The organism is Tabrizicola sp. (genome assembly GCF_041913445.1).
Lineage (GTDB): Bacteria > Pseudomonadota > Alphaproteobacteria > Rhodobacterales > Rhodobacteraceae > Tabrizicola.
On the sequence record NZ_JAYSFG010000024.1, the window covers coordinates 1 to 22,267 of the forward strand.

27 protein-coding genes are annotated in these 22,267 nt (G+C 61.7%); 17 read left to right on the forward strand and 10 right to left on the reverse strand.

Annotation, left to right across the window (positions count from 1 at the left end):
* The first annotated feature begins 275 nt into the window (after positions 1-275).
* Entirely contained in the window at positions 276-1,121 is an 846-nt protein-coding gene (locus tag ACE3Q6_RS19255; protein WP_374436022.1) for a hypothetical protein, read from the forward strand.
* 129 nt (positions 1,122-1,250) lie between these two features.
* Here the strand turns inward: ACE3Q6_RS19255 and ACE3Q6_RS19260 are convergent, their stop codons facing one another.
* Positions 1,251-1,586, reverse strand: coding sequence for a YnfA family protein (locus ACE3Q6_RS19260; RefSeq protein ID WP_374436024.1), 336 nt, complete (start codon positions 1,584-1,586; stop codon positions 1,251-1,253).
* Positions 1,583-2,023: a helix-turn-helix domain-containing protein gene (locus ACE3Q6_RS19265; protein ID WP_374436102.1), complete on the reverse strand. Its 441-nt coding sequence runs from the start codon at positions 2,021-2,023 to the stop codon at positions 1,583-1,585. The genes ACE3Q6_RS19260 and ACE3Q6_RS19265 overlap by 4 nt, the downstream gene beginning before the upstream one ends.
* 83 nt (positions 2,024-2,106) lie before the next feature.
* Here ACE3Q6_RS19265 and ACE3Q6_RS19270 point away from each other — a divergent pair, with 83 nt between their 5' ends.
* The 5 genes from ACE3Q6_RS19270 to ACE3Q6_RS19290 are packed head-to-tail and all read left to right on the forward strand — an operon-like array spanning position 2,107 to position 6,615.
* Positions 2,107-4,425: a heavy metal translocating P-type ATPase gene (locus ACE3Q6_RS19270; protein ID WP_028031009.1), complete on the forward strand. Its 2,319-nt coding sequence runs from the start codon at positions 2,107-2,109 to the stop codon at positions 4,423-4,425.
* Positions 4,415-5,053, forward strand: coding sequence for an isoprenylcysteine carboxylmethyltransferase family protein (locus tag ACE3Q6_RS19275; RefSeq protein WP_374436028.1), 639 nt, complete (start codon positions 4,415-4,417; stop codon positions 5,051-5,053). Before ACE3Q6_RS19270 ends, ACE3Q6_RS19275 begins: the two co-directional genes overlap by 11 nt.
* Complete coding sequence (gene lspA, locus ACE3Q6_RS19280) at positions 5,050-5,535, forward strand: signal peptidase II (protein ID WP_028031011.1); 486 nt, start codon at positions 5,050-5,052, stop codon at positions 5,533-5,535. Before ACE3Q6_RS19275 ends, lspA begins: the two co-directional genes overlap by 4 nt.
* Positions 5,522-5,959, forward strand: coding sequence for a disulfide bond formation protein B (locus tag ACE3Q6_RS19285; RefSeq protein ID WP_374436031.1), 438 nt, complete (start codon positions 5,522-5,524; stop codon positions 5,957-5,959). Before lspA ends, ACE3Q6_RS19285 begins: the two co-directional genes overlap by 14 nt.
* A complete protein-coding gene (locus ACE3Q6_RS19290; protein WP_028031013.1) occupies positions 5,956-6,615 on the forward strand; it encodes a thioredoxin domain-containing protein in 660 nt (219 codons plus the stop codon). Before ACE3Q6_RS19285 ends, ACE3Q6_RS19290 begins: the two co-directional genes overlap by 4 nt.
* A gap of 6 nt (positions 6,616-6,621) precedes the next feature.
* Here the strand turns inward: ACE3Q6_RS19290 and mntR are convergent, their stop codons facing one another.
* Positions 6,622-7,074 carry a manganese-binding transcriptional regulator MntR gene (mntR, locus tag ACE3Q6_RS19295; protein WP_028031014.1) on the reverse strand — a complete coding sequence of 151 codons (453 nt, stop codon included), beginning with the start codon at positions 7,072-7,074 and terminating at the stop codon, positions 6,622-6,624.
* A 118-nt stretch (positions 7,075-7,192) separates the two neighbouring features.
* On the opposite strand from mntR, the gene ACE3Q6_RS19300 reads away from it, so the two are divergent.
* Positions 7,193-8,518 carry an Nramp family divalent metal transporter gene (locus ACE3Q6_RS19300; protein ID WP_374436034.1) on the forward strand — a complete coding sequence of 442 codons (1,326 nt, stop codon included), beginning with the start codon at positions 7,193-7,195 and terminating at the stop codon, positions 8,516-8,518.
* 85 nt (positions 8,519-8,603) lie between these two features.
* Here ACE3Q6_RS19300 and ACE3Q6_RS19305 read toward each other — a convergent pair whose 3' ends face one another.
* Positions 8,604-9,197, reverse strand: coding sequence for a L,D-transpeptidase (locus tag ACE3Q6_RS19305; protein WP_374436036.1), 594 nt, complete (start codon positions 9,195-9,197; stop codon positions 8,604-8,606).
* A 285-nt stretch (positions 9,198-9,482) separates the two neighbouring features.
* Here ACE3Q6_RS19305 and lnt point away from each other — a divergent pair, with 285 nt between their 5' ends.
* The 8 genes from lnt (at position 9,483) to ACE3Q6_RS19345 (ending at position 15,866) form a co-directional block, all read left to right on the forward strand.
* Positions 9,483-11,105 carry an apolipoprotein N-acyltransferase gene (lnt, locus tag ACE3Q6_RS19310; protein WP_374436038.1) on the forward strand — a complete coding sequence of 541 codons (1,623 nt, stop codon included), beginning with the start codon at positions 9,483-9,485 and terminating at the stop codon, positions 11,103-11,105.
* Positions 11,102-11,275, forward strand: a complete 174-nt coding sequence (locus tag ACE3Q6_RS19315; protein ID WP_374436040.1) for a hypothetical protein — start codon at positions 11,102-11,104, stop codon at positions 11,273-11,275. The genes lnt and ACE3Q6_RS19315 overlap by 4 nt, the downstream gene beginning before the upstream one ends.
* 104 nt (positions 11,276-11,379) lie before the next feature.
* Positions 11,380-11,973 (forward strand): SCO family protein, encoded by a 594-nt coding sequence (locus tag ACE3Q6_RS19320; protein ID WP_374436043.1) that lies wholly within the window; start codon positions 11,380-11,382, stop codon positions 11,971-11,973.
* A 54-nt stretch (positions 11,974-12,027) separates the two neighbouring features.
* On the forward strand, positions 12,028-12,450 hold the full coding sequence (locus ACE3Q6_RS19325; protein ID WP_374436045.1) for a copper chaperone PCu(A)C: 423 nt from the start codon (positions 12,028-12,030) through the stop codon (positions 12,448-12,450).
* Positions 12,451-12,488: 38 nt separating this feature from the next.
* Entirely contained in the window at positions 12,489-13,031 is a 543-nt protein-coding gene (locus ACE3Q6_RS19330; RefSeq protein WP_374436047.1) for an SCO family protein, read from the forward strand.
* Between the two features lie 16 nt (positions 13,032-13,047).
* Entirely contained in the window at positions 13,048-14,211 is a 1,164-nt protein-coding gene (locus ACE3Q6_RS19335) for a M23 family metallopeptidase (RefSeq protein ID WP_374436050.1), read from the forward strand.
* Positions 14,208-14,678 (forward strand): DUF411 domain-containing protein, encoded by a 471-nt coding sequence (locus ACE3Q6_RS19340; RefSeq protein WP_051294566.1) that lies wholly within the window; start codon positions 14,208-14,210, stop codon positions 14,676-14,678. The genes ACE3Q6_RS19335 and ACE3Q6_RS19340 overlap by 4 nt, the downstream gene beginning before the upstream one ends.
* Before the next feature lie 687 nt (positions 14,679-15,365).
* Positions 15,366-15,866, forward strand: coding sequence for a transglutaminase-like cysteine peptidase (locus tag ACE3Q6_RS19345; protein ID WP_374436106.1), 501 nt, complete (start codon positions 15,366-15,368; stop codon positions 15,864-15,866).
* Positions 15,867-16,409: 543 nt separating this feature from the next.
* On the opposite strand, the gene ACE3Q6_RS19350 is transcribed toward ACE3Q6_RS19345, so the two are convergent.
* The 3 genes from ACE3Q6_RS19350 to ACE3Q6_RS19360 all read right to left on the reverse strand — a co-directional run bounded on the left by ACE3Q6_RS19350 (position 16,410) and on the right by ACE3Q6_RS19360 (position 18,867).
* The gene (locus tag ACE3Q6_RS19350; protein ID WP_374436052.1) at positions 16,410-16,931 is read right to left on the reverse strand and encodes a TlpA family protein disulfide reductase; all 522 of its coding nucleotides are present in this window, start codon (positions 16,929-16,931) and stop codon (positions 16,410-16,412) included.
* Between the two features lie 61 nt (positions 16,932-16,992).
* Entirely contained in the window at positions 16,993-18,468 is a 1,476-nt protein-coding gene (locus ACE3Q6_RS19355; protein WP_028030812.1) for a multicopper oxidase family protein, read from the reverse strand.
* A gap of 66 nt (positions 18,469-18,534) precedes the next feature.
* Positions 18,535-18,867: a hypothetical protein gene (locus ACE3Q6_RS19360; protein WP_374436055.1), complete on the reverse strand. Its 333-nt coding sequence runs from the start codon at positions 18,865-18,867 to the stop codon at positions 18,535-18,537.
* A 208-nt stretch (positions 18,868-19,075) separates the two neighbouring features.
* On the opposite strand from ACE3Q6_RS19360, the gene ACE3Q6_RS19365 reads away from it, so the two are divergent.
* Together ACE3Q6_RS19365 and ACE3Q6_RS19370 are read left to right on the forward strand one after the other, a co-directional pair.
* A complete protein-coding gene (locus ACE3Q6_RS19365; protein ID WP_149143153.1) occupies positions 19,076-19,687 on the forward strand; it encodes a hypothetical protein in 612 nt (203 codons plus the stop codon).
* A 98-nt stretch (positions 19,688-19,785) separates the two neighbouring features.
* Positions 19,786-20,253: a DUF411 domain-containing protein gene (locus ACE3Q6_RS19370; RefSeq protein WP_220664782.1), complete on the forward strand. Its 468-nt coding sequence runs from the start codon at positions 19,786-19,788 to the stop codon at positions 20,251-20,253.
* A gap of 62 nt (positions 20,254-20,315) precedes the next feature.
* On the opposite strand, the gene ACE3Q6_RS19375 is transcribed toward ACE3Q6_RS19370, so the two are convergent.
* The 3 genes from ACE3Q6_RS19375 to ACE3Q6_RS19385 form a co-directional block, all read right to left on the reverse strand.
* Positions 20,316-20,972, reverse strand: a complete 657-nt coding sequence (locus ACE3Q6_RS19375; RefSeq protein ID WP_374436058.1) for a hypothetical protein — start codon at positions 20,970-20,972, stop codon at positions 20,316-20,318.
* Positions 20,969-21,694, reverse strand: a complete 726-nt coding sequence (locus ACE3Q6_RS19380) for a DsbA family protein (protein ID WP_100196062.1) — start codon at positions 21,692-21,694, stop codon at positions 20,969-20,971. Before ACE3Q6_RS19380 ends, ACE3Q6_RS19375 begins: the two co-directional genes overlap by 4 nt.
* A gap of 110 nt (positions 21,695-21,804) precedes the next feature.
* Positions 21,805-22,230 (reverse strand): cytochrome c, encoded by a 426-nt coding sequence (locus ACE3Q6_RS19385; protein ID WP_232622705.1) that lies wholly within the window; start codon positions 22,228-22,230, stop codon positions 21,805-21,807.
* Positions 22,231-22,267 lie beyond the last annotated feature (37 nt).

Consider the following 22,267-nt stretch of genomic DNA (forward strand, 5'->3'; position numbering starts at 1 on the left):
TCTTCGTCGCCTGGACCCTTTCCGCGGGCACCTCCGGATTCGAGGTGGGGCGCTACTGATCACCTTATCTACCAGCCTCTCCGGCACGATCGAAAGACTGAGACCCCTAGAAACAGAAACGACGCCAGACCATAGGCCCGACGCCGCACTGATTTCCTCGTGGTAGTGGGAATCTAGCGCGAGCCTTGGACCCGTTCAACCAGCAAATACCTTTGCTGGAACGAAATTTTGCATGCCTAACGGTCTGGTGTCATCCCAAGACGGAACGACACATCATGGAACTCACCACGGGCGCTATCCTGCGCCGCATCACCGAAACCCCACTCTCCACGGCGGCGCACAAGCTCGCGACGATCATCCTCGACGGGATTGCCTGGAAGGACGGTTACAACGGGCTCGAGCGCGGGACGGCGGCGTTCACACTGGCGCATCTTGCCGAGAAAATGGGGGTTTCGCGGCAGCACCTGACGGCGCTCCTGGTCGAACTTGCGGCATCTGGTTTGGCACTGGTCCGGTGGAAGCCGAATGGCAAGTTTGCGCCGTGGCTGTTTAGGTTTGGGGGTCACGAAAATGCCGTTGCACAGCCAGATGTCGTGTCAGCCTCAGGCGACACATCACTATCTAGAGAAGATAAGAACAAAACTATCTTTGCAGGAAGGATCGAGATTGCGGACGGAACCAACGTCTACCGGACGCCGTGGGCGGAGCTGATCAAAGCCTCGAAGGCGTCGCTCGCCTGCTGGAATGTCGACACGCAGGTCATCTGGGAGCGGTTCCTTGCGTTCAACAGGGTACGTGGAAATGCCCGCGTTCCGGCTGGCTTCTTGCTTGGCTTCATGCGCCGCTGGCGAACCAGTTCGCCAATCACAGCTCCGTCGCCCTCAGCAGCTCCGGTGCCGCAGCACACGGCTGACCCGAAGGCGCAAGAGCTTCACGATCATATCCGCGCCGCACCGAGCTCCAATCGGCAGTTTCATGCGTCGGATCTCTGTAGGCTGATCGGTCAGCCTGCCTACGAAGCCCGCGTCCGCGCCATCGTTTATCAGTTCGGATGTCCTAGGTTCGCTGCAATCCTCGCGGTGCATGGGCGGGCGGTACTGGCAGGGGAAATTCCGCGGTAAAGGGAATGGTGCGCGCTTTAGCGTCGTTAGATCGGGCAATGCTTCGCTCTGCCCATCGGGAGCAACCTGAGCGAGATATCGGCCATCGGTTCGTACTGTTTGACCGGCCGCGCATTCTGAGCACAAACATCAGGCCCCTCTGGGAGCGACCAAGATGAGCGCTGCACCGAGAAGACAGAGTACCGCTCCGCTCAGGTCCCAGGTGTCAGGGCGCTGTTTCTCTACGGCCCAGAGCCAGACGAGCGATGCAGCGATGTAGACGCCACCGTAAGCGGCATAGGCGCGCCCCGCGAAATCCGATGGCGCGAGGGTAAGGAGCCAGGCAAAGACCGCAAGGCTGAGGATGCCGGGAACCAGCCAGAGCGCGCTCGCCCCTTGTCGCATCCAGGCCCACACCGCGAAGCAACCGGCGATTTCGGCAAGAGCGGCGCCGGCGTATATGGTGAGCGTTGCGGGTGCAGTCATTCCGTCGCCTCTGCCTCCGGGTGTCGATGATCGGTCGCACAAAGGGAATGGTCGCCCAGCACTTCGATGACCCGACAGTCCGCGATCTTCCCGCCAGCGCATTGCACGACCATGCGTTCGAGTTCGGCTTTCAGCGCCGTCAGGCGCGCAAGGCGGCTTTCGACTTCGACCAGTTGGGACCTTGCGATGGCATCTGCGGCGGCGCAGGACTGGTCCGGCCTGTCTGACAAGCTCAGAAGATCTCTGATCGCTTCCAGCGTGAATCCCAGATCGCGGGCATGACGGATGAAGGCGAGCCGTTCCATCGCCTTGCGACCATAGAGCCGCTGGTTTCCCGAGCTGCGTTCGGCTTCGGGAAGCAGGCCAATCTGTTCGTAGTAGCGGATCGTTGGAACCTTCACCCCGGCCGCGTCGCCCAATTTTCCGATGGTCAGCATCAGATTCCCCTTGAAGCTATAGTTGCTAGAGACATTAGGTTGCTGATTCGATGAAATCAACTGCCCGCTCTGCGGCAGGAGGAATGACGATGTCGGAAGCTGCACGCGAAACGTCCTGCGACTGGACAGTGACTGGCATGGACTGCGGGTCCTGCGCGACCAAAATCAAGGATGCGGTCGCGCGTCTGCCGGGAGTAAGCGGCGTCGAGGTCGGGATCATGTCGGAGCGCCTGAGACTGACGCTGGATGAAGGGCAGACCGCGAAGGACAGGATCGAGAAGACTGTCCGCGCACTTGGCTACGAGATTGCGCCACGCACAGCATCGGCGAAGAAAGAATTCGTGCTGCCCGGCGCACAGGCTGTGGCCGATACGACCGACGCGCATCCGGATCTCGATCACGCCAACCGCGATCATGAGGGCCACGATCACGCCGGTCACGATCACGGCCCGAAATCATCCGGCACTAAGCAGGACGAGTCCCGCCACGGCAGCCCCGGCCATATCCATGACGACCCTGCGGATCGCGGCAAGCGTTGGTTTCAGACTGCCAAGGGTAGGCTGGTGATCTTCACTGCCCTTCTGCTGGGGGCTGCCTGGATCATTGAGTATCTGGCACCCGAGATCGGCAAATGGGCCTTCGTCGCCGCTTGTCTGATCGGGGTGGCACCGGTAGCGCAGCGTGCCTTTGCTGCCCTTCGCATGGGTCAGCCCTTCACCATCGAAAGCCTGATGACGATCGCGGCCGTCGGCGCGCTCTTCATCGACGCAGCCGAAGAGGCGGCGCTGGTCGTGTTCCTGTTCGCCGTGGGCGAAGTGCTGGAAGGCGTGGCCGCAGGCAAGGCACGGGACGGCATCCGGGCGCTGGCCAACCTGGTGCCCAAGACGGCACAACTGGTCACAGGTGACACCACGCGCGAGGTGCCAGCAGCAAGCCTGTCCGTTGGTCAGACCGTCCTTGTCCGCCCCGGCGACCGCATTCCGGCCGATGGCGAAATTACCGACGGGACCTCGGGTGTGGACGAAAGCCCGGTCACGGGTGAAAGCGTGCCCAAGACGCGCGGGCCGGGCGATGCGGTCTTTGCCGGGGCGATCAACACCGAGGCCGCCCTGCGCGTGAAGGTCACCAAGGGGCCGGAGGACAACACCATCGCCCGGATCATCCGCCTGGTCGAAGAGGCCGAGGAGGCGCGCGCGCCGACGGAACGCTTCATCGACCGCTTCAGCCGCTGGTACATGCCTGCCATCGTTGCCGTCGCGGCCCTTGTCGTGCTGGTGCCGCCCCTGGCCTTCGGTCAGCCGTGGGATACCTGGGTCTATCGGGGCCTTGCGCTTCTGCTGATCGGCTGCCCCTGCGCACTGGTCATCTCGGTTCCCGCCTCCATCGCCTCGGCCATGTCCACCGGGGCGCGGCGCGGACTCTTGATGAAGGGCGGCGCCGTGATCGAAGCGGCGGCCAAGGTCGATGTCGTGACCTTCGACAAGACCGGGACGCTGACGCATGGCCGCCCGCAGGTGACGGATGTGGTGCCGTTTGGGGCCACCACCGAAGCCGAGCTTCTGGCCGTTGCGGCCGGAGTCGAGACAGGGTCGAGCCACCCGCTGGCCATCGCCATCCTGAACAAGGCCAAGGACGCAGGCGTGACTGCGCTGCCATCGCAGGATGCCAAGGCGCTGATGGGAAAGGGTGTTGTCGCGACAGTGGATGGTGAGCCCGCATGGGTTGCCTCTCCGCGTTACGCGATGGAACATGGTGGGCTTGAAGGCCTTGGCTTGCGACAGGCCACGATCTTTGAGGAGGATGGCAAGACCGCTGTTGCGGTGTTCCGCGAAAAGACCCCACTTGGGTTGCTTGCCATGCGAGACGAGCCACGGGCGGACGCCAAGGACGCTGTGGGCCAGCTCACGGCCATGGGGGTGACCTCGGTGATCCTGACCGGGGACAACCCGCGAACGGCCTCCGCCATTGCCGGAAGTCTCGGGCTGAAGTTCGAGGCTGACATGATGCCCGAAGACAAGCTTGCCTATATCCGCGAGATCGGCTCCAAGGGCGGCGTGATGATGATCGGCGACGGCATCAACGACGCGCCGGCGCTGAAGCAGGCAAGCGTTGGCGTGGCGATGGGCTCGGGCACAGATGTGGCGCTGGAAACCGCCGATGCGGCAATCCTGCGCGACCGGGTCACCGACATCCCGGCGACAATCCGTCTGTCGCGAGCCGCAATGGCCAACATCCGCCAGAACGTGACCATCGCGTTGGGGCTGAAAGCCGTGTTTCTGGTGACCTCGGTTTTCGGTCTGACCGGCCTGTGGATCGCGATCCTGGCCGATACCGGGGCAACGGTGCTGGTAACCCTGAACGCCCTGCGCCTCCTGCGGTTCAATCCCGAGCGTGAGAGCTGACACCATGATCTCGGGTTTTGGCTGGGCCGCGCTGGCCCTTCTGTTCGGTTATTTGGCTCTGTTCTTCTGGGGCAGTGCCTTGGCGGCGCAAGCGGCGGGGCGATCCGTCTGGCTGTTTTCGCGCGCCAAGGGGCGCGACCGGGTGGCCGCGATGGGGTTTCGGGCGGCCTTTGCGCTTGCCTTTTTCGGACCGCTTCTCTGGCTTGCCGTCCCCGCACTACACAAGGTCGATCCGCTTTGGACTGAGGGGCGCGCCATATTCCTCGGCCTGATCGGAGTGTTTGTCGCAGGGCTTGGCGCGATGGTGGCTTTTGCCGCGCAGATGTCGATGGGATCATCCTGGCGCGTTGGCGTGGTGGACGGCGAAACCGGCGATCTGGTCTCGGGCGGCCTCTATCGCTTCAGCCGCAACCCGACCTTTGTTGGTCAGGCGGCGCTGCTGGCAGGTGTTGCCATTGCGGTTCCGGCAGTCCCAACAGTCCTCGCGCCAATCCTGTTTCTGTGGTCGGCCACCACGCAAGTCCGGTCGGAAGAGGCCGCCCTGCGCTTGGCCATTGGGCCGGATTATGACCGTTATGCGGCATCGGTTCCCCGCTGGATCGGCATCAACCGCAAGGCTGAACAATGACCAAGGCGAAGCTGATTTCGGTGATCGCTGCCGCAGTGGTGGCAGACCAGGTGACCAAGGCAACAGCGCTGTCGCTGCTGACGCAGGGGACTGCGGTTCCGGTTCTTCCGGGCTTCAACCTCACCCTTGGCTTCAACGAGGGCGCGAGTTTCGGAATGATGGGCGGGCTCATGGCGGGCAAGCCTCTTTTGATGGCGGCGCTGACGGGCGTGCTGACTGTTGCCTTCGCGGTCATGGCATTCAGGGCGCGGCACCCGCTGGAACGCGCGGGTTTTGCGCTGGTCGTGGGCGGGGCGCTTGGCAACATCATCGACAGGGTGCGGCAAGGGGCCGTCACTGACTTCCTTGATTTCTATTGGCGCGACTGGCACTGGCCCACATTCAACGTCGCCGATATTGCGATCACCTTAGGCGCGGTCCTGATCCTTGCCGCCTCATTTCCCCTTTGTCGCCGCAAGGAGCCTGTTCTTGACCAACACTGACCCGCAGAGCCTTTCGCGCGACGACTTGCCCTTGACCGCCGCCTTCCTTATTGCGCTGACGGCCACGCTTGGTGCGCTTTTCATCGGCGAGGTGCTGAGCCAGATGCCTTGCACGCTGTGCTGGTATCAGCGCATCGCCATGTTCCCGCTGGTGCCGATCCTCGGCCTTTCGCTCTGGCGCGGGGACGGCATGGCACGCACCTACGCCTTGCCGCTGGTCTTGGCCGGGCTGGCGCTTGCGGCCTGGCATTCGGGGCTTTACGCAGGGATCCTGCCCGCGCCCATCGTGCCCTGCACCGAGAACGGCCCATCCTGCACCGGCGAGGCGCAGGTCATCCTTGGCGTGCCGATCCCGTATCTTTCCATGGTCGCCTTTGTGGCGGTCCTTGCCTGTCTCCTATTGCCGAAAGGACAACGCCCATGAATCGTCGCAATCTCCTGATCGGAGCATCCGCACTCGGGCTCGCCGCCTTTGCAGGCGGCGCCATCATCCTGAACCGTCGCCGTTCGGCCGAGGCGGAGGCAGTGGCTGCCGCCACGCCTGCCGTAGATCCGGCGCTTTTGGTCCGAGAGTATTCCCCCAGCTTCGGTCCCGCCGATGCGCCGGTCACATTGGTCGAGTTCTTCGATCCCTCTTGCGAGGCCTGCCGCGCTTACCACCCCGTGGTGCAGGAAATCCGGCGGCAGTTTCCGACTCAGGTCCGCGTTGTGTTGCGCTACACCGTCTTCCATGAAGGCTCGGACGAGGCCGTGCGCATCCTTGAAGCTGCGCGGATGCAGGACAAGTTCGAACCGGTGCTGGACGCGCTTCTGGAGCAGCAGCCCGGCTGGGCCGTTCATGGCTCACCAGAGATGGATGTCGCCTGGGAAATCGCCGGTGCCGCAGGTCTCAATCTGGATAAGGCGGAAACCGACCAGTTCTTCCCGGGGATCACCGGCATTCTGAACCAGGACGCGGCCGATGTCGAAGCACTGGCCATCCGTCAGACCCCGACCTTCTTTCTGAACGGGAAGCGGCTGGAAAACTTCAGCGCCGAAAGCCTGATCGCGGATGTCCGCTTTGCGGTGGAGAACAACTGACGGCGTTCAGGACCGGTTGGCGAAGGCCGAAAACAGGGCCAGCGTCCGCGCGCTCACGTGATGCTCGATGCCCTCGGCATCGCGCTCCGCCGTCTCGGGATCGAGACCCAGACTGATGAGAAAACGCAGCACGATTTCGTGCCGACGCCGGCATTCCTGTGCCAGCGCACGCCCGTCTTCCGTCAGAAAGACCGACCGATACTTCGCGCGGGTGATCAGTCCCTCCCGCGCCAGACGGTCGAGCGTCTTGCTCACTGTCGGCACCTTCACGCCAAGCCGCGCGGCGATGTCCACGGGCCGCGCCTCGCCTTGATCGTGGATCAACTCCGCGATCAGTTCGACGTAATCTTCGGCCAGCTCATTGCGCCGGGCTTCGCGCACGCCCTGAAACGCTCCGGCGCGTAGATCCGCGGGCCGGTCATCCGACATAAAGTGGGGTGCAGGATCGAGCTCTGTCATCATGGCAGTCTCGCATGGAATGGATTGACAAGTAAAGGCGCAGAGAAGATTGTTAGCCTTACCTAACTTTGTGTGCCAAGACTTTGGTACGACCATAAGAGTGTAGAAAGCAAAATCCATGTCCGCGAACGCTTGGCGTCGAGAGAGCGAGACACCATCCCTTTCGGAAGTCTTCCGCAGCATCGCGGTCGGCAACGGCGGCACCAGCAGGTTTAGGCGCTTCCTTGCTTTCATCGGACCAGGCTATCTGGTGGCGGTGGGCTACATGGACCCCGGAAACTGGGCGACCTCGCTCGCGGGCGGGGCGGCCTTTGGCTACACGCTTTTATTCGTGGCCCTGCTGTCGAACATCATGGCGATCCTGCTCCAGTCACTATGCGCGCGGCTCGCTGTCGCCTCGGGGCGCGATCTGGCGCAGGCCTGCCGCGATGCCTTCCCCAAGTGGATGTCGGTCCCACTGTGGGTGCTGGCGGAGGGGGCGATCATCGCCACGGACCTGGCAGAGGTGATCGGCACCGCCATCGGCCTGAACCTTTTGTTCGGGATTCCGCTGGAGATTGGCATCTTCATCACCGCCGCCGACGTCTTCCTGATCCTGTGGTTGCAAAACAAAGGCTTCCGCTGGATCGAGGCGCTGATCATTTCGCTGATGGCTCTAATTGCCGCCTGCTTTGTCGTGCTGATTGCGCAGGCCAACCCTGTCTGGGGCGAAGTCATCGCCGGGTTCGCCCCTAGCCGCGAGATTGTGGGCAACCCGACCATACTCTACCTGGCACTTGGCATCATCGGGGCGACGGTCATGCCGCATAATCTTTACCTACATTCGGGCATCGTTCAGACTAGGGCCTTTGCGCTTGACCTGCCCGCTAAACGCGAGGCCCTGCGGCTGGCCACCTGGGACAGCACCATCGCCCTGATGTTCGCGCTGACGATCAACGCCTCGATCCTGATCCTCGCCGCCGCCGCGTTCTACACCGTCGGCGAAAACGATGTGGCCGAGATCGACAAGGCGCATCTTTTGCTGGAGCCGCTGCTGGGATCATCGCTCGCGCCGATCCTATTTGGGGTGGCGCTGTTGTGCGCGGGGCTCAACTCCACCGTCACAGCCACCATGGCCGGGCAAATCGTGATGGAGGGGTTCATCAACCTGCGCATCGCACCTTGGGCGCGGCGGCTGATCACCCGCTGCCTTGCAATCCTGCCCGCCATCTTCGTGATCCTGCTCTACGGCAGCGAAGGCGTGGGTCAGCTTTTGATCCTGAGCCAGGTCGTTTTGTCGTTCCAACTGCCCTTTGCCATTGTGCCTTTGGTCATGTTCACCGCCAGCCGCGCCAAGATGGGTGAACTCGTGGCCCCGCGCTGGCTGACCGGCCTGTGCTGGCTGATCGCGGCTGTCATCATCGTGCTGAACATAAACCTGCTGTCTACCGTTCTGTTAGGCTGACTCCAGGCAATTCCATCCAGTTACGCAAGGTAAAGCCGGTCACGGAATCTCGCTTGAAGTGCAAGGGTATGGCCGTGCAGCGTAATCAGATCAGCAGCACCTGAGTGCCGACTTGCGCAATGTCGTAGAGTTCGATGACATGCTCGTTGTAGAGACCGATGCAGCCATTCGATGATCTGCGTCCTATCTTTCGGGTGTCGTGAGTACCGTGGATCAAGTAGGCTGGCCAGGACAGATACAATCCGCGGACACCCAGTGGGTTGTCCTTGGCTCCACCCTCCACCATCTTCGGCCAGTCCGGGTTGCGCTCGAGCATCGAAGCCGTTGGGCGCCACGGCGGGTTCACGGCCTTGCGGACAATCTCGGTCCGCCCGAGCCGGGTCAGTTCCTCGGACAGAGGGACGGATGAGGGATATAGCAGGTAAATCGACTGATCCTCTGACCAATAATGGAGTGCACGTGACTTGGTATCCGCCAGAATTGCACCACCCCGAGTATTCTCAAAATAGTCCTGCCACTGCGGCATCCGGAAGCTGGACACGTTGTTCCGCACGCTGCTTGACGCGGGAGCTTGAAACTCCGTGCTGCCTTCCTGTGACCGGGCCGGCAGGGCTGCAAGACTGGCCACCCCGATTGCACCACCCAGCAACGCCCGCCGCTTCACCAAATCGTTGGTCATGGAACACTCCTTCACACGCTTTTCGCGAGTGGAAGTATCGTTCGCTCGTAGACGAGACAAATCAAACAGCCGTTAGCAGTCGGTGCTCGCGGCGAGGAGCGCGACCATCCTTTCTCCCCGCAACCGTACGATAGGCTATCTGGCGGTTTGCAGGCGACGAATATATCCCACCACCTCTTGGTAGTCCTGTTCAAACCGGACAATCCTTCCACAGTTTCAAGCCCACGTCGAAGATCGATCACGTTCCCACCAATCTGACAATGCTGTGATCTGCGAATAGATGCATTGCACCTCAAGCTACTAGAGCAGTTAGCCGTCACCCCTGATTTAGGGGTTGTGGCACGATTGTTCTTTCCAGACGCACGCCAATTTTCGAGCAGGAAGCCTGTCCAAAGCTGGGCGAGTTTGGGGGCAGCCATCGCGGCAGGCACCCTTTTTGTCATGGCTCTGCAGCCATACTCGATCCTGCCGTTTGCGCTGATCGCCTTCGCTATCCTGACAGTTTTGGTGCGTAGCGCATCAGGTTTCTTCGCCTTCGGGCTGGGATACTTCTTCGGCCTTGGTCAATTCGTGCCCGGGCTTTTCTGGATCACCGAAAGTTTTCAAGTTGAGGCGGACCGCTTCGGTTGGCTGGCTCTGCCGGCGGTTCTTGGTCTTTCGGCGCTTTTGTCGGTCTTTCCTGCCCTGGCCTGCGCTCTGGCGGCACGGATGGAACGCGCCGGGTTGTCGTTGGCGCTCTCAATGGCGACAAGCTGGACCGCCACGGAGTGGCTGCGTGGCCATGTTCTCACCGGGTTTCCCTGGAACCTGGCTGCTTACACATTGTCTGACTGGCCGGTTGCCGCGCAGGCTTCCGCTGTCTTCGGAAGCTACTGCCTGGGATTTCTTCTGGTGCTCTGCGCTGCGCTGGCCGGACTGGCCGTTGTCTCGGACGACAACGGGAAACGTATCCGCCACCTCGCCACCGCGGGCGCAATCGCCTTGTCGGTCACCGGATTTGGTGCGATGCGCTTGCTGCTCGCCGATGTGCCGTCAGAGCGCGGCGCGCAAATCCGTGTCGTTCAACCGAACATTGCACAAAGTGCCAAGTGGGATGATGCCGCTCGAGACGGGAACATCCTGAAGCTTCTTGCACTTTCTGCCCGGCCGGGCGACTTCGACATTCTGCTGTGGCCGGAAACCGCTTGGCCAGGGTTTCTGGCAGAGGACGCCGGCGCCAGGGCGATGTTGGGCTGGCTCTTGCCCAAGACCGGCGTCTTGCTGACCGGCAGCCCGGAAAGGGAGGAAACCGGGGCCGAGACAGTCTACCGGAATGCCGTGCTTGCTATCTCTCGTGACGGCACCATTCTGACGCGCTATGCCAAGCATCATCTCGTTCCGTTCGGTGAGTACATTCCGTGGCGGAACCTTTTGCCCCTTCAGCGTCTGGTTCAATCGCTCGGAGACTTCACGCCAGGGCCAGGACCACGGACACTGGCGTTCGGCCCACACCCCTATGCGGGGATCGCAATCTGCTATGAGATCATTTTTCCCGGACATGTCGTCGATGATGCGATCAGACCGGACTGGATCTTCAACGCGACAAACGACGCCTGGTTCGGTGCCTCGATCGGGCCATGGCAGCATTTGGCATCGGCCCGGATGCGGGCCATTGAAGAGGGCCTGCCTCTCGTCCGGGCCGCCAACACGGGAATTTCGGCAGTGGTTGATTCCTACGGTGCAACCTTGGCAATGCTCGAAATCGATAGGTCAGGCGTGATCGACATCCGCTTGCCCCGCCCATTGCCCGCAACCATCTACGCCCGCTTCGGAGACTGGGCGCTTCTCATTATTTTGCTCACTTCATGGGCCATCAGTGGCTACTGGGCCCGGCGGCACCGGGCAAACCTGAAAGGTGCATCGAAATGATCGGGCCGCTCTTCGCAACCATCGGGTTCATTTGGGGTTACCTCGTTGCGCGGCGGCGGGGCGGAAGGACCCTCGACCGCTTGCAGTATGGCGCAGGCTTCGCCATCGCCTTCGGGCTGTTCGGCACTCTCCTTGGAATCGCCCTCGCAAGATATCTTGGGGCAGCCTGATCGGCGAAACCTTGCCGGTCCTGAAACTCTCACCTTCTTATCGGTTGAACCTCTAGTTGCTCGAGGTTCTACACGGCAGGCTGTTCTCTCAGTCCGGACTGTTCATGCGTCTTCGTCCTCTTCAGATTATCCTTTGGATCGCCGCCACTGCGGCTGTTGCCACGTTCTCAGCGGTGCGGTGGTGGCCTGCCACGGACGACACCGCAACAGCAGCTGCAGCCTTCGCGCCTGCCTTCACGCTTGCGGACAGCGAAGGCCGCATCCGCTCGACTGCCGAATTCCGCGGAAAATTCCTGTTGGTGTTCTTCGGCTTTACAAGCTGCCCGGATGTCTGTCCGACGACGCTCTCCGAAGTCGCGCAGGTCATGGATGATCTTGGATCTGACGCAGAATCGGTGCAGCCGATTTTCATTTCGATCGATCCCGAACGGGACAAGCGTCTGGGGCTTGCTGACTACACAAAGGCCTTCCATCCAGCGATCCTTGGTTTGGCAGGAAGCGAAGAGGAGACAAAGTCTGCGGCCGCAAGCTTCAAGATCTTCTACGAGCGGGAGGCCGACACCTCATCACCGGACGGGTACACGATGGCGCACAGTCCTGGCCTGTATCTCATCAGCCCCGATGGCGAGTGGCTGCGTCAGTTCACCTACGGCACATCTGCGGCCGAAATCCTTTCCGACCTTCAATCGAGACTTTGACCTATGAAACACTTCCTTCTTGCCACAGCACTTGTCCTCTCTGCGCCTGCCGCGATGGCCTGTGAGACCGTGACAATCGGCGATCTTACCGTTGAACACGCCTGGTCCAAGGTGACGATCGGCGCGGGACGACCAGGCGTGTTCTATGTGGAGATCAAGAACACCGGGACGTCCGACGATGCGCTTGTGGGTATCGCGACGCCAGCAGCCGACATGCCAATGTTGCACGAGACTGTGGTGCAGGATGGCATCGCATCGATGCCGCATGCGATGTCAGTCCCGGTGCCTGCCGGTCAGAGTGTGCAGCTCGCGCCGGGGGGTTACCACGGCATGCTGATGGGGCTGACGACAGCCCTCAAGGAGGGCGACAGCTTTCCGGTGACCCTTTCTTTCGAAAAGGCGGGTGAGGTGACCGTGAATGTCGATGTCCTCTCGTTGCGCGCGGAGGGCCCGGATTGCGCCGACGCAGGGCAATAATCCTGGGTGCGGGAGGGGCAGTTGGAGCCGTCGCCTTCATGCTGGGCGTCGGGGCCTATCGCACGCGCAATCGGCCAGCCCGCAGCGAGGTCCTGCCAATGCCGATCGGTCAGATGACCTGGACCTTGACCGACCACCAGGGTCGCTTGGTCCGACCCTCTGACTGGGCCGGTCGCCCGGTTATGGTATTCTTCGGTTTCACTTGGTGCCCGGACGTCTGCCCGACCACATTGAGCGACATATCGCTCTGGCTCGAGGAACTGGGTGCCGACGCGGATCGCCTGATCGTGGCGTTGATTTCGGTCGATCCGGAGCGCGACACGCCCGACGTCCTTTTCGATTACCTCAGCAACTTCGATCCACGCATCATGGGGCTGACGGGTCCTGCTAACGAGGTCGCTCAGGTGGTCGCAGATTTTCGCGCAACCTATCGCCGCGTCGACAAGGAGGGCGGCGACTACACGATGGACCACACCGCCGGTGTATTTCTGTTCCACCCCGATGGGCGCTTCGCCAGCATCATAGACTTCCATGAAGACCGGCGTTTCGCCGTTCCCAAAATCCGCCGAACCCTCAGTTGAAAGGTCATTCTGCCAGATGATCCGCTCCACATTTCTGATCCTTGCTATCGCGGCCTTCTCCCCGCTCCAGGCAGTGGCCGATCCACCGACGTCGCATTTGCCTGTGGAATTCGAGGCCACAATCGCCCCCGGTGACACCTTGGACAGCGTCCTTGGTCACGCGGGAGTCCCCGGGACGATCCGGGCGGAAGCCGAGCTCGCGCTATCAGGTGTCTACGACCTGACAGACCTTCGACCTGGTCACCGCATCGAATGGACTGCGGCGTCCGGGGATCCGGCATCGCTGACACGCCTGTCGCTCTTCGTGGAAGATGGTGTGGAGATCGCTCTCTCCTTCGACGGGCCGATCGCGGCGCAACGGCTTGATCCGCCGGTTCGTCAGACGGACCGGCGGGAGACCTTGACACTTGACGAAACCCTGTATGACGCCCTGATGGCACGAAATGCGCCCGAACGATTTGCGGTTGACCTTACGGCACTACTTGCGGGCCAGGTTGATTTCAGGCGCGATCTCAAAGGCGGAGAAACTTTCGCACTCGTCTGGCAGGAAGATCAGCTTCCCGATGGGAGCATCGCGGGAGAGCCGCGCCTGAGTTACGCCAGACTCGAACTTGCGGATCGCGTGCTCGAACTCGTTGCGACCGAAGCCGCTGGCCCAGTCATAGTTTTCGAGGACGGCGAAGCTGTACAGCGTTCAGCGGCACCCATCCTCGGTGCCCGCCTGTCGTCCGTCTTCGGCCGCCGAAACCATCCGGTATTGGGCGGCGTGCGCATGCATACCGGGATCGATTATGCGGCACCTGTGGGGACCGAAGTCTCGGCAACTGGTGCTGGGCGGGTAGTCTTTGCGGGCACGATCCGTGGCTACGGCACCACAATCGACATCGATCACGGCGGCGGGGTCGTGACGCGATATGCGCATCTCTCCGAAATTGCCGAAGACGTTCGCGTGGGGACACGGGTCAAAGCTGGAGACGAGATCGGCGCAGTCGGCGCAACCGGGCTCGTGAGCGGGCCCAACCTTCACTACGAAGTTCGTGTCGACGGCCGACCGGTTGACCCGAAAGACCAGGATGCCCTGCCGGAACAGGAAATTGCTTCGGCAGAAGATCTCAATGCACTCGCCGCCTGGCGCAGCGAAACCGGCTTCATGCCAGCGAATGACGGGGAACGTGGATGAAGGAATATCGCATCGGCCGCCGTGAGTTCCTCCTGGCAGCGACAGCCTTGGCCATAGCACCTGCCGCAAGGGCAGAGGAAGAACCGCCGATCCACGTAGTAAAGGGGCGTGGCTGCGAATGTTGCGATGCATGGGTGGACTACCTGCGCGAACAGCGGTTCACGGTTACGGATGAGGTGTCGATGGGAACCTTGTTAATCCGCTTCAAGATGGATCAGGGCATACCAGCAAAGGTGTTTTCCTGTCACACGGGCACAGTTGACGGCTATGCGCTAGAAGGCCATGTCCCCGCTGCGGATATCCGCAGGCTTCTTGACGAGCGTCCTGACGCAGTTGGCCTCGCCGTGCCCGGCATGCCTTACGGCTCGCCGGGAATGGGATCAGAAGACGGTCGGGACGCCTATGACGTTCTGCTGGTTCGCCGGGATGGAAGCCTGGAAGTTTTTTCAAGCTATCCGGCCGCCTGACATGAACTGTAATTATATCGGATCAGCCAGACTGCCTGTGCGTCTTTTGGTGCTCACGCAGAAAATGGTGTCCGGTCATGTTATTTTGACTAACCGAGGTTTCAGCACAACGTCGGATTATCGACGTCAATTTTTGCCGTAGGCGCTGTACAGCAGCCGAATACGGCGGGACAGTTCTGACGACCTGAATAATGAGGTGTCGGCAGACTATCCCGCTTAGTACCCGTCAAGAATCAGCTCGCGGCTGGTTTGGCGACTTTGAGGAGAGTGGCCGCAACCGCTCGACCTGAGTTGAAGACAACCAGAACAAGCCGCTCGTGACCCATCCCAACTTTGGGAGCATGAACCAATTGTCAATCGCGCGATCAAGCGCATTTATAGTATCTGACCGAAGCTATTTGAACTCGGCCTAAATTATAGACGAACTAGCGGTGTCAACCAGCACTAAGAGAGCAATAGTGAGCTTACTAGAAAAAGCCCAAAAGTAGCCGCAGAGTTGCCAATGCGCACCCGTTAACTGACATCGCTCGATTATGAAACGCGCGGGGGGCACCTATGCGACTTCTCAGAAAAGTGAGTGAACTATCACACAATGTGCGATCAAGACTGGCTCTCCTCGCCACAACGCTTGCATTTCTTTCGGCTCAACCCTCCTTCGCGATCGATAACCGACAGACTGACACTGAAATGCTACCTATAGGGGCAGTCACCTCAGCTCCAGATGGGGCGTCAAATGTGTGCAATGTTTACGTTTGGGCTTGCGCGCAATCTGGTCGCACATTGAAGATTGGCGAGTTGCAACTTAGAGAGCTGCGGAAAGTTAATACTTCAATCAATCAGTCGGTTCGTTCGGTGAGTGACTTACAACAGTACGGTATCGCTGAACGCTGGACGCTGCCGACCAAAGGAAAGGGTGATTGCGAAGACTATGCCCTTTACAAGAAGTACGAATTGACGCGCGCTGGATTTCCGGCCGAGCAGCTACTGATCGCAACTCTTCTTGATTTGAACAGAGCGTCTCATGCTGTTCTCGTCGTGCGCACTGGCGCCAATGATCTCGTTTTGGACAACCTAACCAACAAGATCGTACCATGGCACAAGACAGGATACACCTTTTTGAGAATGCAGGACCCTCGGAAGCCCAAACGATGGGTTTCAGTTATGGCAGGGGGGATTTTCCTTAGGTGAGAGTGTATTGACGGGCGTTCTGTGACATACTTTTCAACTTGGTTGTGTTGAATCTCACAAAGGTTTTTTTGGACGCTTCAATTCCAGAATCTGATTGCGCACCAAGAGTAAGTCAGAGCGCGAAGTTTCAGCTCTCGAAACTGCCGGGCCTGGAAGAATAGCCCACGACCAGTCGGCGCAAGATCGATGCCCGTCGCGGACTCTCCGCGACGGGATTCTCATCTTTTTCGTTATTGCTTAGCTTCATCATTGACTGATCAGCCCTGTGACCTCGTCTCACGTATAGAGGAGAGAATGCTGCACTAAGGTAGAATGTTGCAACTGAGCGACGCTTGACCGTTGATCCTTTCGAGTTGCCAGCGTCGCGTTCAAACGCTACCCGAGACCCATTGGGTCAGAAGAAAACTGCGATGCCGATGACATGGTACTGATCCGGCGCGATGGCGAGCTTGAGGTCTATACCAGCTATCCGGCGGCCTGAGATCACATCCGTCTAGGGTCCGATCTTTGGCTGATGGTCTTCGACCAACACCGACTTATCCCTCAGAAGGAACCAACGATCTGGGCAACGGCGTCCTCGCTGTCCCACGCAAACGGGCCTTGAAGACGTCCGATCTCCCGGCTCTGCCGGTCGATCAGAAGAGTTGTCGGCAGGCCGATGAAGGCAAGGGCAAGCTGAACCCGCAGCGGCTCGGCCCAATAGAGCGGCAGATCGACGAGGCCGATCTCGTCGTAGAAGCGCCGCCCCCTTCCGATCCCCGCGTCGTCGATGCAGAGCGGAAGCACCGCGAAATCCGCGCCGCCCAGCCGGGACTGGAGCCGGTCAAGTGTCGGCATTTCTTCCCGGCAAGGTGGGCACCACGTCGCCCAGATGTTCAAGAGGATCACCCGGCCGGCGAAATCGTCGAGTTTCCGCGTTGTGCCTGCTTCGTCGAGGATCGGCGGGGACAGCAGCGGTTGCGGGTCCTCGCGCAGCCGGAAGGGCGGGCGCGCCTCGGCGGACCCTGCAAGGAAGGGCGCGGCGAGGGCACCAAGGACGGCACGGCGTCCGATGAGTGTTGGCATGGGTCCGCTCTCTCCGGGAAAGGGCCCGGACCCGCAGGCAGGCTGCGGGTCCGGCCGTGCGTCAGGCCGACACCGCGAACTCGGTCATCATGCCGGTCGAAAGGTGCGGCATGTGGTGGCAATGCAGCATCCACCGCGCCGCCTCGCCCGCGTCCACCGCGACCGTCACCATGCCCATCGGCGGCACATGCACGGTGTCGCGGACCGCGCCTGCGATCCGGTCCATGCCGACACCCACTACCTGGAAGGCGTGGCCGTGCAGGTGCATCGGATGCGCCATCATCGACATGTTGTGGAACATGATCTCGACTCGGTCGCCGGATTTCGCAGTCACCGGCACATGGGACCCCCAAGTCTGGCCGTTGATCGTCCAGACATAGGGCATCATGGTGCCGCCCAGCATCAGCATCGGCTGCGAAGCTGGCGCGCGTTCGGGCAGCGGGCTGACGGCGCGTAGAGCACCCTCCTGCGCCAGATCGCCGCTGAAGGCGGGATGGTCGGCCTCCGACATCTCGGCGATCCTAGTCACCGCCGCCCCCGGCGTGGCGAGGATGACACCCGTCCTTTCCTTGGCACCTTCGCGCAGGGCAAGGATCGGGAAGGCCCCGCCCTCGCCCGGCACGTCCAGTTCGATATCCAGCCGCTGGCCCATTGCGACGCCAAAGCGGTTGCCGGGCAAAGGTCGGACCGGCTCGCCGTCCACCGCGACTAGCCGTCCCGGCAGCGCGCCAGTGTCGATCCAAAACACGGTGGCGGCCGCAGCGTTGATGACGCGGACAAGGATGCGCCCACCTTTGTCGACCTGAACCACTTCGGGGTCGTCCAGCGTGCGATCATTGGCAAGATAGGCGTCGAAGTTGTAGTCGTTCAGGTCCATCGCCATGCCATCCATCCCCGGCATCGCCATCATGTCCCCCTGACCCATGGCACCCATGTCCATTCCGGAATGGTCCATGCCGCCCTGCCCCATCTGGCCATGATCCATCCCGGCCATCGACGCGCCGCCGGTGATCTCGGCCAGCACCTCGGCAGGTGGCTTGAAGGAAAAGTCGTGCAGGAACAGCGTCACTTCCTGCCGGTCGGCAGCAACGTCCTCGGGCCGCCGCACGACCAGGGGTGCTGCAAGCAGCATCATCTCGTGCGCCGGGATGTGGGCGTGCATCCAGTGCGTACCCGGTCGCGCGGCGAAATCGTAGGCGCGGTTTTCGCCGGGTTGGAGGACCGGCATCGGCAGGTCGGGCACGCCGTCCTGCGCATTGGGCGGAATCTGCCCGTGCCAATGAATGATCGTCGGCTCGGCCAAAGTGTTTGCCAGATCGACCGCGAAAGCCTGGCCCGGATCGAGGACAAGGCCGGACCGGCCGGCGCCATCCAGAAGCCCCCACACGGTTGCGGCCTTGCCCCGCACGTCGATGGAGCGGGTGGTGGCGGTCAGCGACATTCGACCGGACTGGGCCCGGACCCGAGCGGGAAGCATCAGCGAGGCGGCCGTGGCCGCAGAAGCGGCCAGAAAGCCGCGGCGAGAAAAGGGCGACATACGAATTCTCCTGTATCGCGTCGTGAATTGGACAAACGGTCCCCGGCGAAGGCCGGAACCGCAGGCTCAGATCACGGCGATCTTGGGAGGCGGCCCCGGGGGCGGATTGGCCAGCGAGGCGGCAAGGATGTCGACGCCAGCCTCCACAACGGAGGACCGCGCGAGAGTTTCCGCAACCCGGTCCGGCGCAGGAAAGGTCGCTGCCGCGAACAGGCAGTGCTGCTGACAGATCAGCTGCTGCGTCAGGTCCTTCGGGCCGTCAGTCGCGGGCATGTGCGCCAGGTGGCCGGCCATCGCCATCATCTGCGCATGGTCTGCCTGAGCTTGCTGCCGTTCGCCCAGAGCCAATACGGGAAGGATTGCCGCCAGGACGTAGGCGGCGAGGATCAGGACATGCATGCGAAACGTGAGAAGCGCCATATCTGAGACATCTATCAGGATGGCCCGCTTCCGTCACCTGACAGTTTGGTGTCCCTGAGGGGCACTCTGATCTCTAAAGCTGCGGCATCAATGCCGAGTTTCCGAATTCCCTGCCCCACTATCGCAGAGTTTACTGGAATCCGTCGCGATTGCGCAGAACCTGCGCAAAACGCGGGACAGTGAATCGATGTGGAAACTTCTTTTCGCCATGGCGGCAATCCTTGGCCTGGCATCCTGCGGTGCCGAACCGATCTGGGCACCCGAGGAGGCCGTGGCCGCCGCCCGCTACGAGCATCCCGGCCCGACCTCGGTCACGCTCTTCACGGTCCTCTCGACACGCAGCGGAGCGGGAGCGCATGCGGGCCTGCTCATCAACGGATCGCAGCGCGTGCTGTTCGATCCGGCTGGCACCTGGCGGCATCCCCGGCTGCCCGAGCGCAACGACGTGCACTTCGGGGTCACCCCGAAGATGGTGGATTTCTACATCGACTACCATGCCCGCGAGACCTACGACGTGGTTGAACAGACTATCGAGGTATCGCCCGAGGTTGCGGCACTGATCATGCAGCGGGCAATGGCCTATGGCGCGGTGCCGAAAGCAAACTGCACCATCGCGCTGTCGCGGGTGCTGGAAGGGGTGCCCGGATTTGAAAGCCTGCCGATGACCTGGTTTCCGAAACGGATGATGGAGGGGTTTGCCGACTTGCCGGGCGTCTCCACACGGACGATCACCGACGACGACGCCGACGAGAACCACGGGGTTCTGCTGGTTCAAGCCGGGGACCCAAGGCTGGAGTAGCATTTCGGTGATCTGTCGCCGGGTTCATCAGACTTTGCTCGCCGATCCCCGCACTTGCAGCTATGTTTCCCGTAAAGTTCCAACGAAAGGCCGACATCATGACACTGTCCCGGCGCAAGGTTCTCGCCGCCGTTCCTTGGCTGGCCGCCATTGCGGCTACCCCAGCACTTGCCGAGGGCGACGAAGCCATCCACGTCGTCAAGGACCCCGGCTGCCCCTGCTGCAACGGGTGGATCGGACATCTGCGCGACAGCGGCTTTCGGGTATCCTTCGAGGAACGCAGCATCGAAGAGCTTGCGGCGTTCAAGCGCGAGCGTGGCATTCCGGAAGACCTCGCGTCCTGCCACACCGCCACCATCGGCGACTATACTGTCGAGGGGCACGTTCCCGCCGCCGACATCCGCCGTCTTTTGGCTGAACGACCCGTCGCCGTCGGTCTCTCCGTGCCTGGCATGCCCTACGGGTCACCCGGCATGGGACCCGAGACCGATCGCGAAGCCTATGACGTCATCCTTGTCGGGATGGACGGCGGCGGCAGTGTCTTCACGAGCTACCCTGCAGCCTGATCCCGTTCAGTCGTGCGGGGACTGCCCAAAACCAATGACGCCGTGCGCCATTGGTTCCCGGGTCACCAGGACAGACCGGATTCGGTTGACCTCCAGGCGTTTAGCAGTGCTTCCTCGGGCACCACACCGTCCAACGGTCTGATTGCGACGTCGAGCCTGCGAGCCGCATGATAGGCCGTTGCCGCCATTAAGCCGGGCGTCGCGCCATAGGCGAGCCGGTAACGCGACACAAAACCGTCGGTTCCGTCTGCGCTGTCCCACCCATCCGGCAGTACGAACTGCCGCAAGACCGTGCTTGCCGAGGCATACGCGCGCGCGGCGTCGCTGGCCGCGGGTTCGGCGCCAATGACAATGACGACATCGGTCGGCTCGTCGGACGTACCGAACAGTCCTTCGACCAGCCCCGCCGCATCTCGTGGCAGCGGCAGCAGTTGCACATCAACCCCACCGAGATGTCCGTCCGATGTTTCGTTGGCGTGCCCGTCCCGTTCGTCGGCCGCTAGGAGGAAACCGCGCACCGCTTCTGCCAGACTTGCGTCAACGTCCTCGCCGACGACCAGAAGGCCGACGGTGATTGAATGCGCCGAAGCAATCCCTGTCAAGGCGATCCACAAAGTGGCTGCCACGACGGAATGCCTGATCCGGCCCAAGACCGTCTCAGTGATCGTGAAAGGCCGCTGAAGTCGGAAACCGAAAGGACGCGTAAAACGGATACTCATTCGGCGGCCCGCGCGGCGGCTACCACCTCGGCAAGCTGAGCCTTCTCGACAAAGCCCGGAATCAGTTGATCACCCACCACGAATGACGGTGTGCCGTTGAAGCCGAGAGCCTCGGCCAGACGTAGCGACGTGGCGATATGTTCCTCGACTTCGGGCGATTGCATGTCGACCTTGAGCTGCTCGACATCGAGTCCGACCTCGCCCGCGATCCGCAGCACCGACTGCTCGTCCAACTTCGCCCGCGCACCCATCAGCGCATTGTGCAGTTCAGCATACTTGTTCTGCTTCCGTGCAGCCAAAGCGGCCCGCGCCGCGATCGCTGATCCTTCGCTGAGGATTGGCCATTCTCTCAGAACAAGACGGATGTTTCCGTCCTCGGCCAGCAGGGCGTCGATTTCAGGCATCGCGCGTTTGCAATAGGGACAGTTGTAATCGAAGAACTCCACCACCGTCACGTCGCCTTCCGGGTTGCCGAGGACCGGAGCGTTGGGGTCGCGCTCAAGCAGGGCGCGCTCGTCGGCCAGGGTCGCGGCAACGGCGGCAGCTTGGGCCTCTGCCTGGCGCGCCTCCAGCGTCTGGAGAGCCTCGAGCACAAGCTCCGGGTTCTCGCGCAAGGTTTCGGCGACCAGTTCCTTGATCCGATCTTCCGTAATCTCCTGCGCCAGGGTGAGGCCGGGAGCGAAAACGAGCGTGATAGCAAACAGGATTGACGTGACGCGCATGGGAAGAGCCTTGTGTGACGGATGAAGATTTTGAGTTTCAGGCGGTCTGCACCCTCTAGTCCCTGGAGAGGCAAGCGGGAATTGGGAGGTCGGTGGCCTTACTTGCGGCTTCAAGGCGAACCTGCTTCCATCTGGCTGCGTTCAGCCTGTGCGGCACGAATGCGGTCGGGCCAGGTCGACCGAATATAAGCGAGGACGGCCTCGATGTCGTCCTCGGTCAGCTCACCGCCAAACCCGGGCATGCCGGAGGTGAAGTCGACCCCCATATCGTCCAGCACCGCCTGCCCGCCGCGACGGATGTAGTCCCGCAGCATCGCGTCCCCATGGTGCCAGGTGTGGCCCGTCTCGTCGTGGGGCGGCGCGGGATAGGTGCCGTCCTCCCTCGCCGACTGCCAGTCCGGCTGCCCTTCCAGGTTGGCACCGTGACAGGACGCGCACTTGGCCGCGTAAATGACTCGCCCGTCTTCGATGTCGGGCGCATCATGGAAGAACGCTCGCGCGGGAACCGGCGGAAGAACTAGGGCGACTGCGGTCATGGCGACCCCAAGAAAGCTTCGGCAGGACACCCTTCTG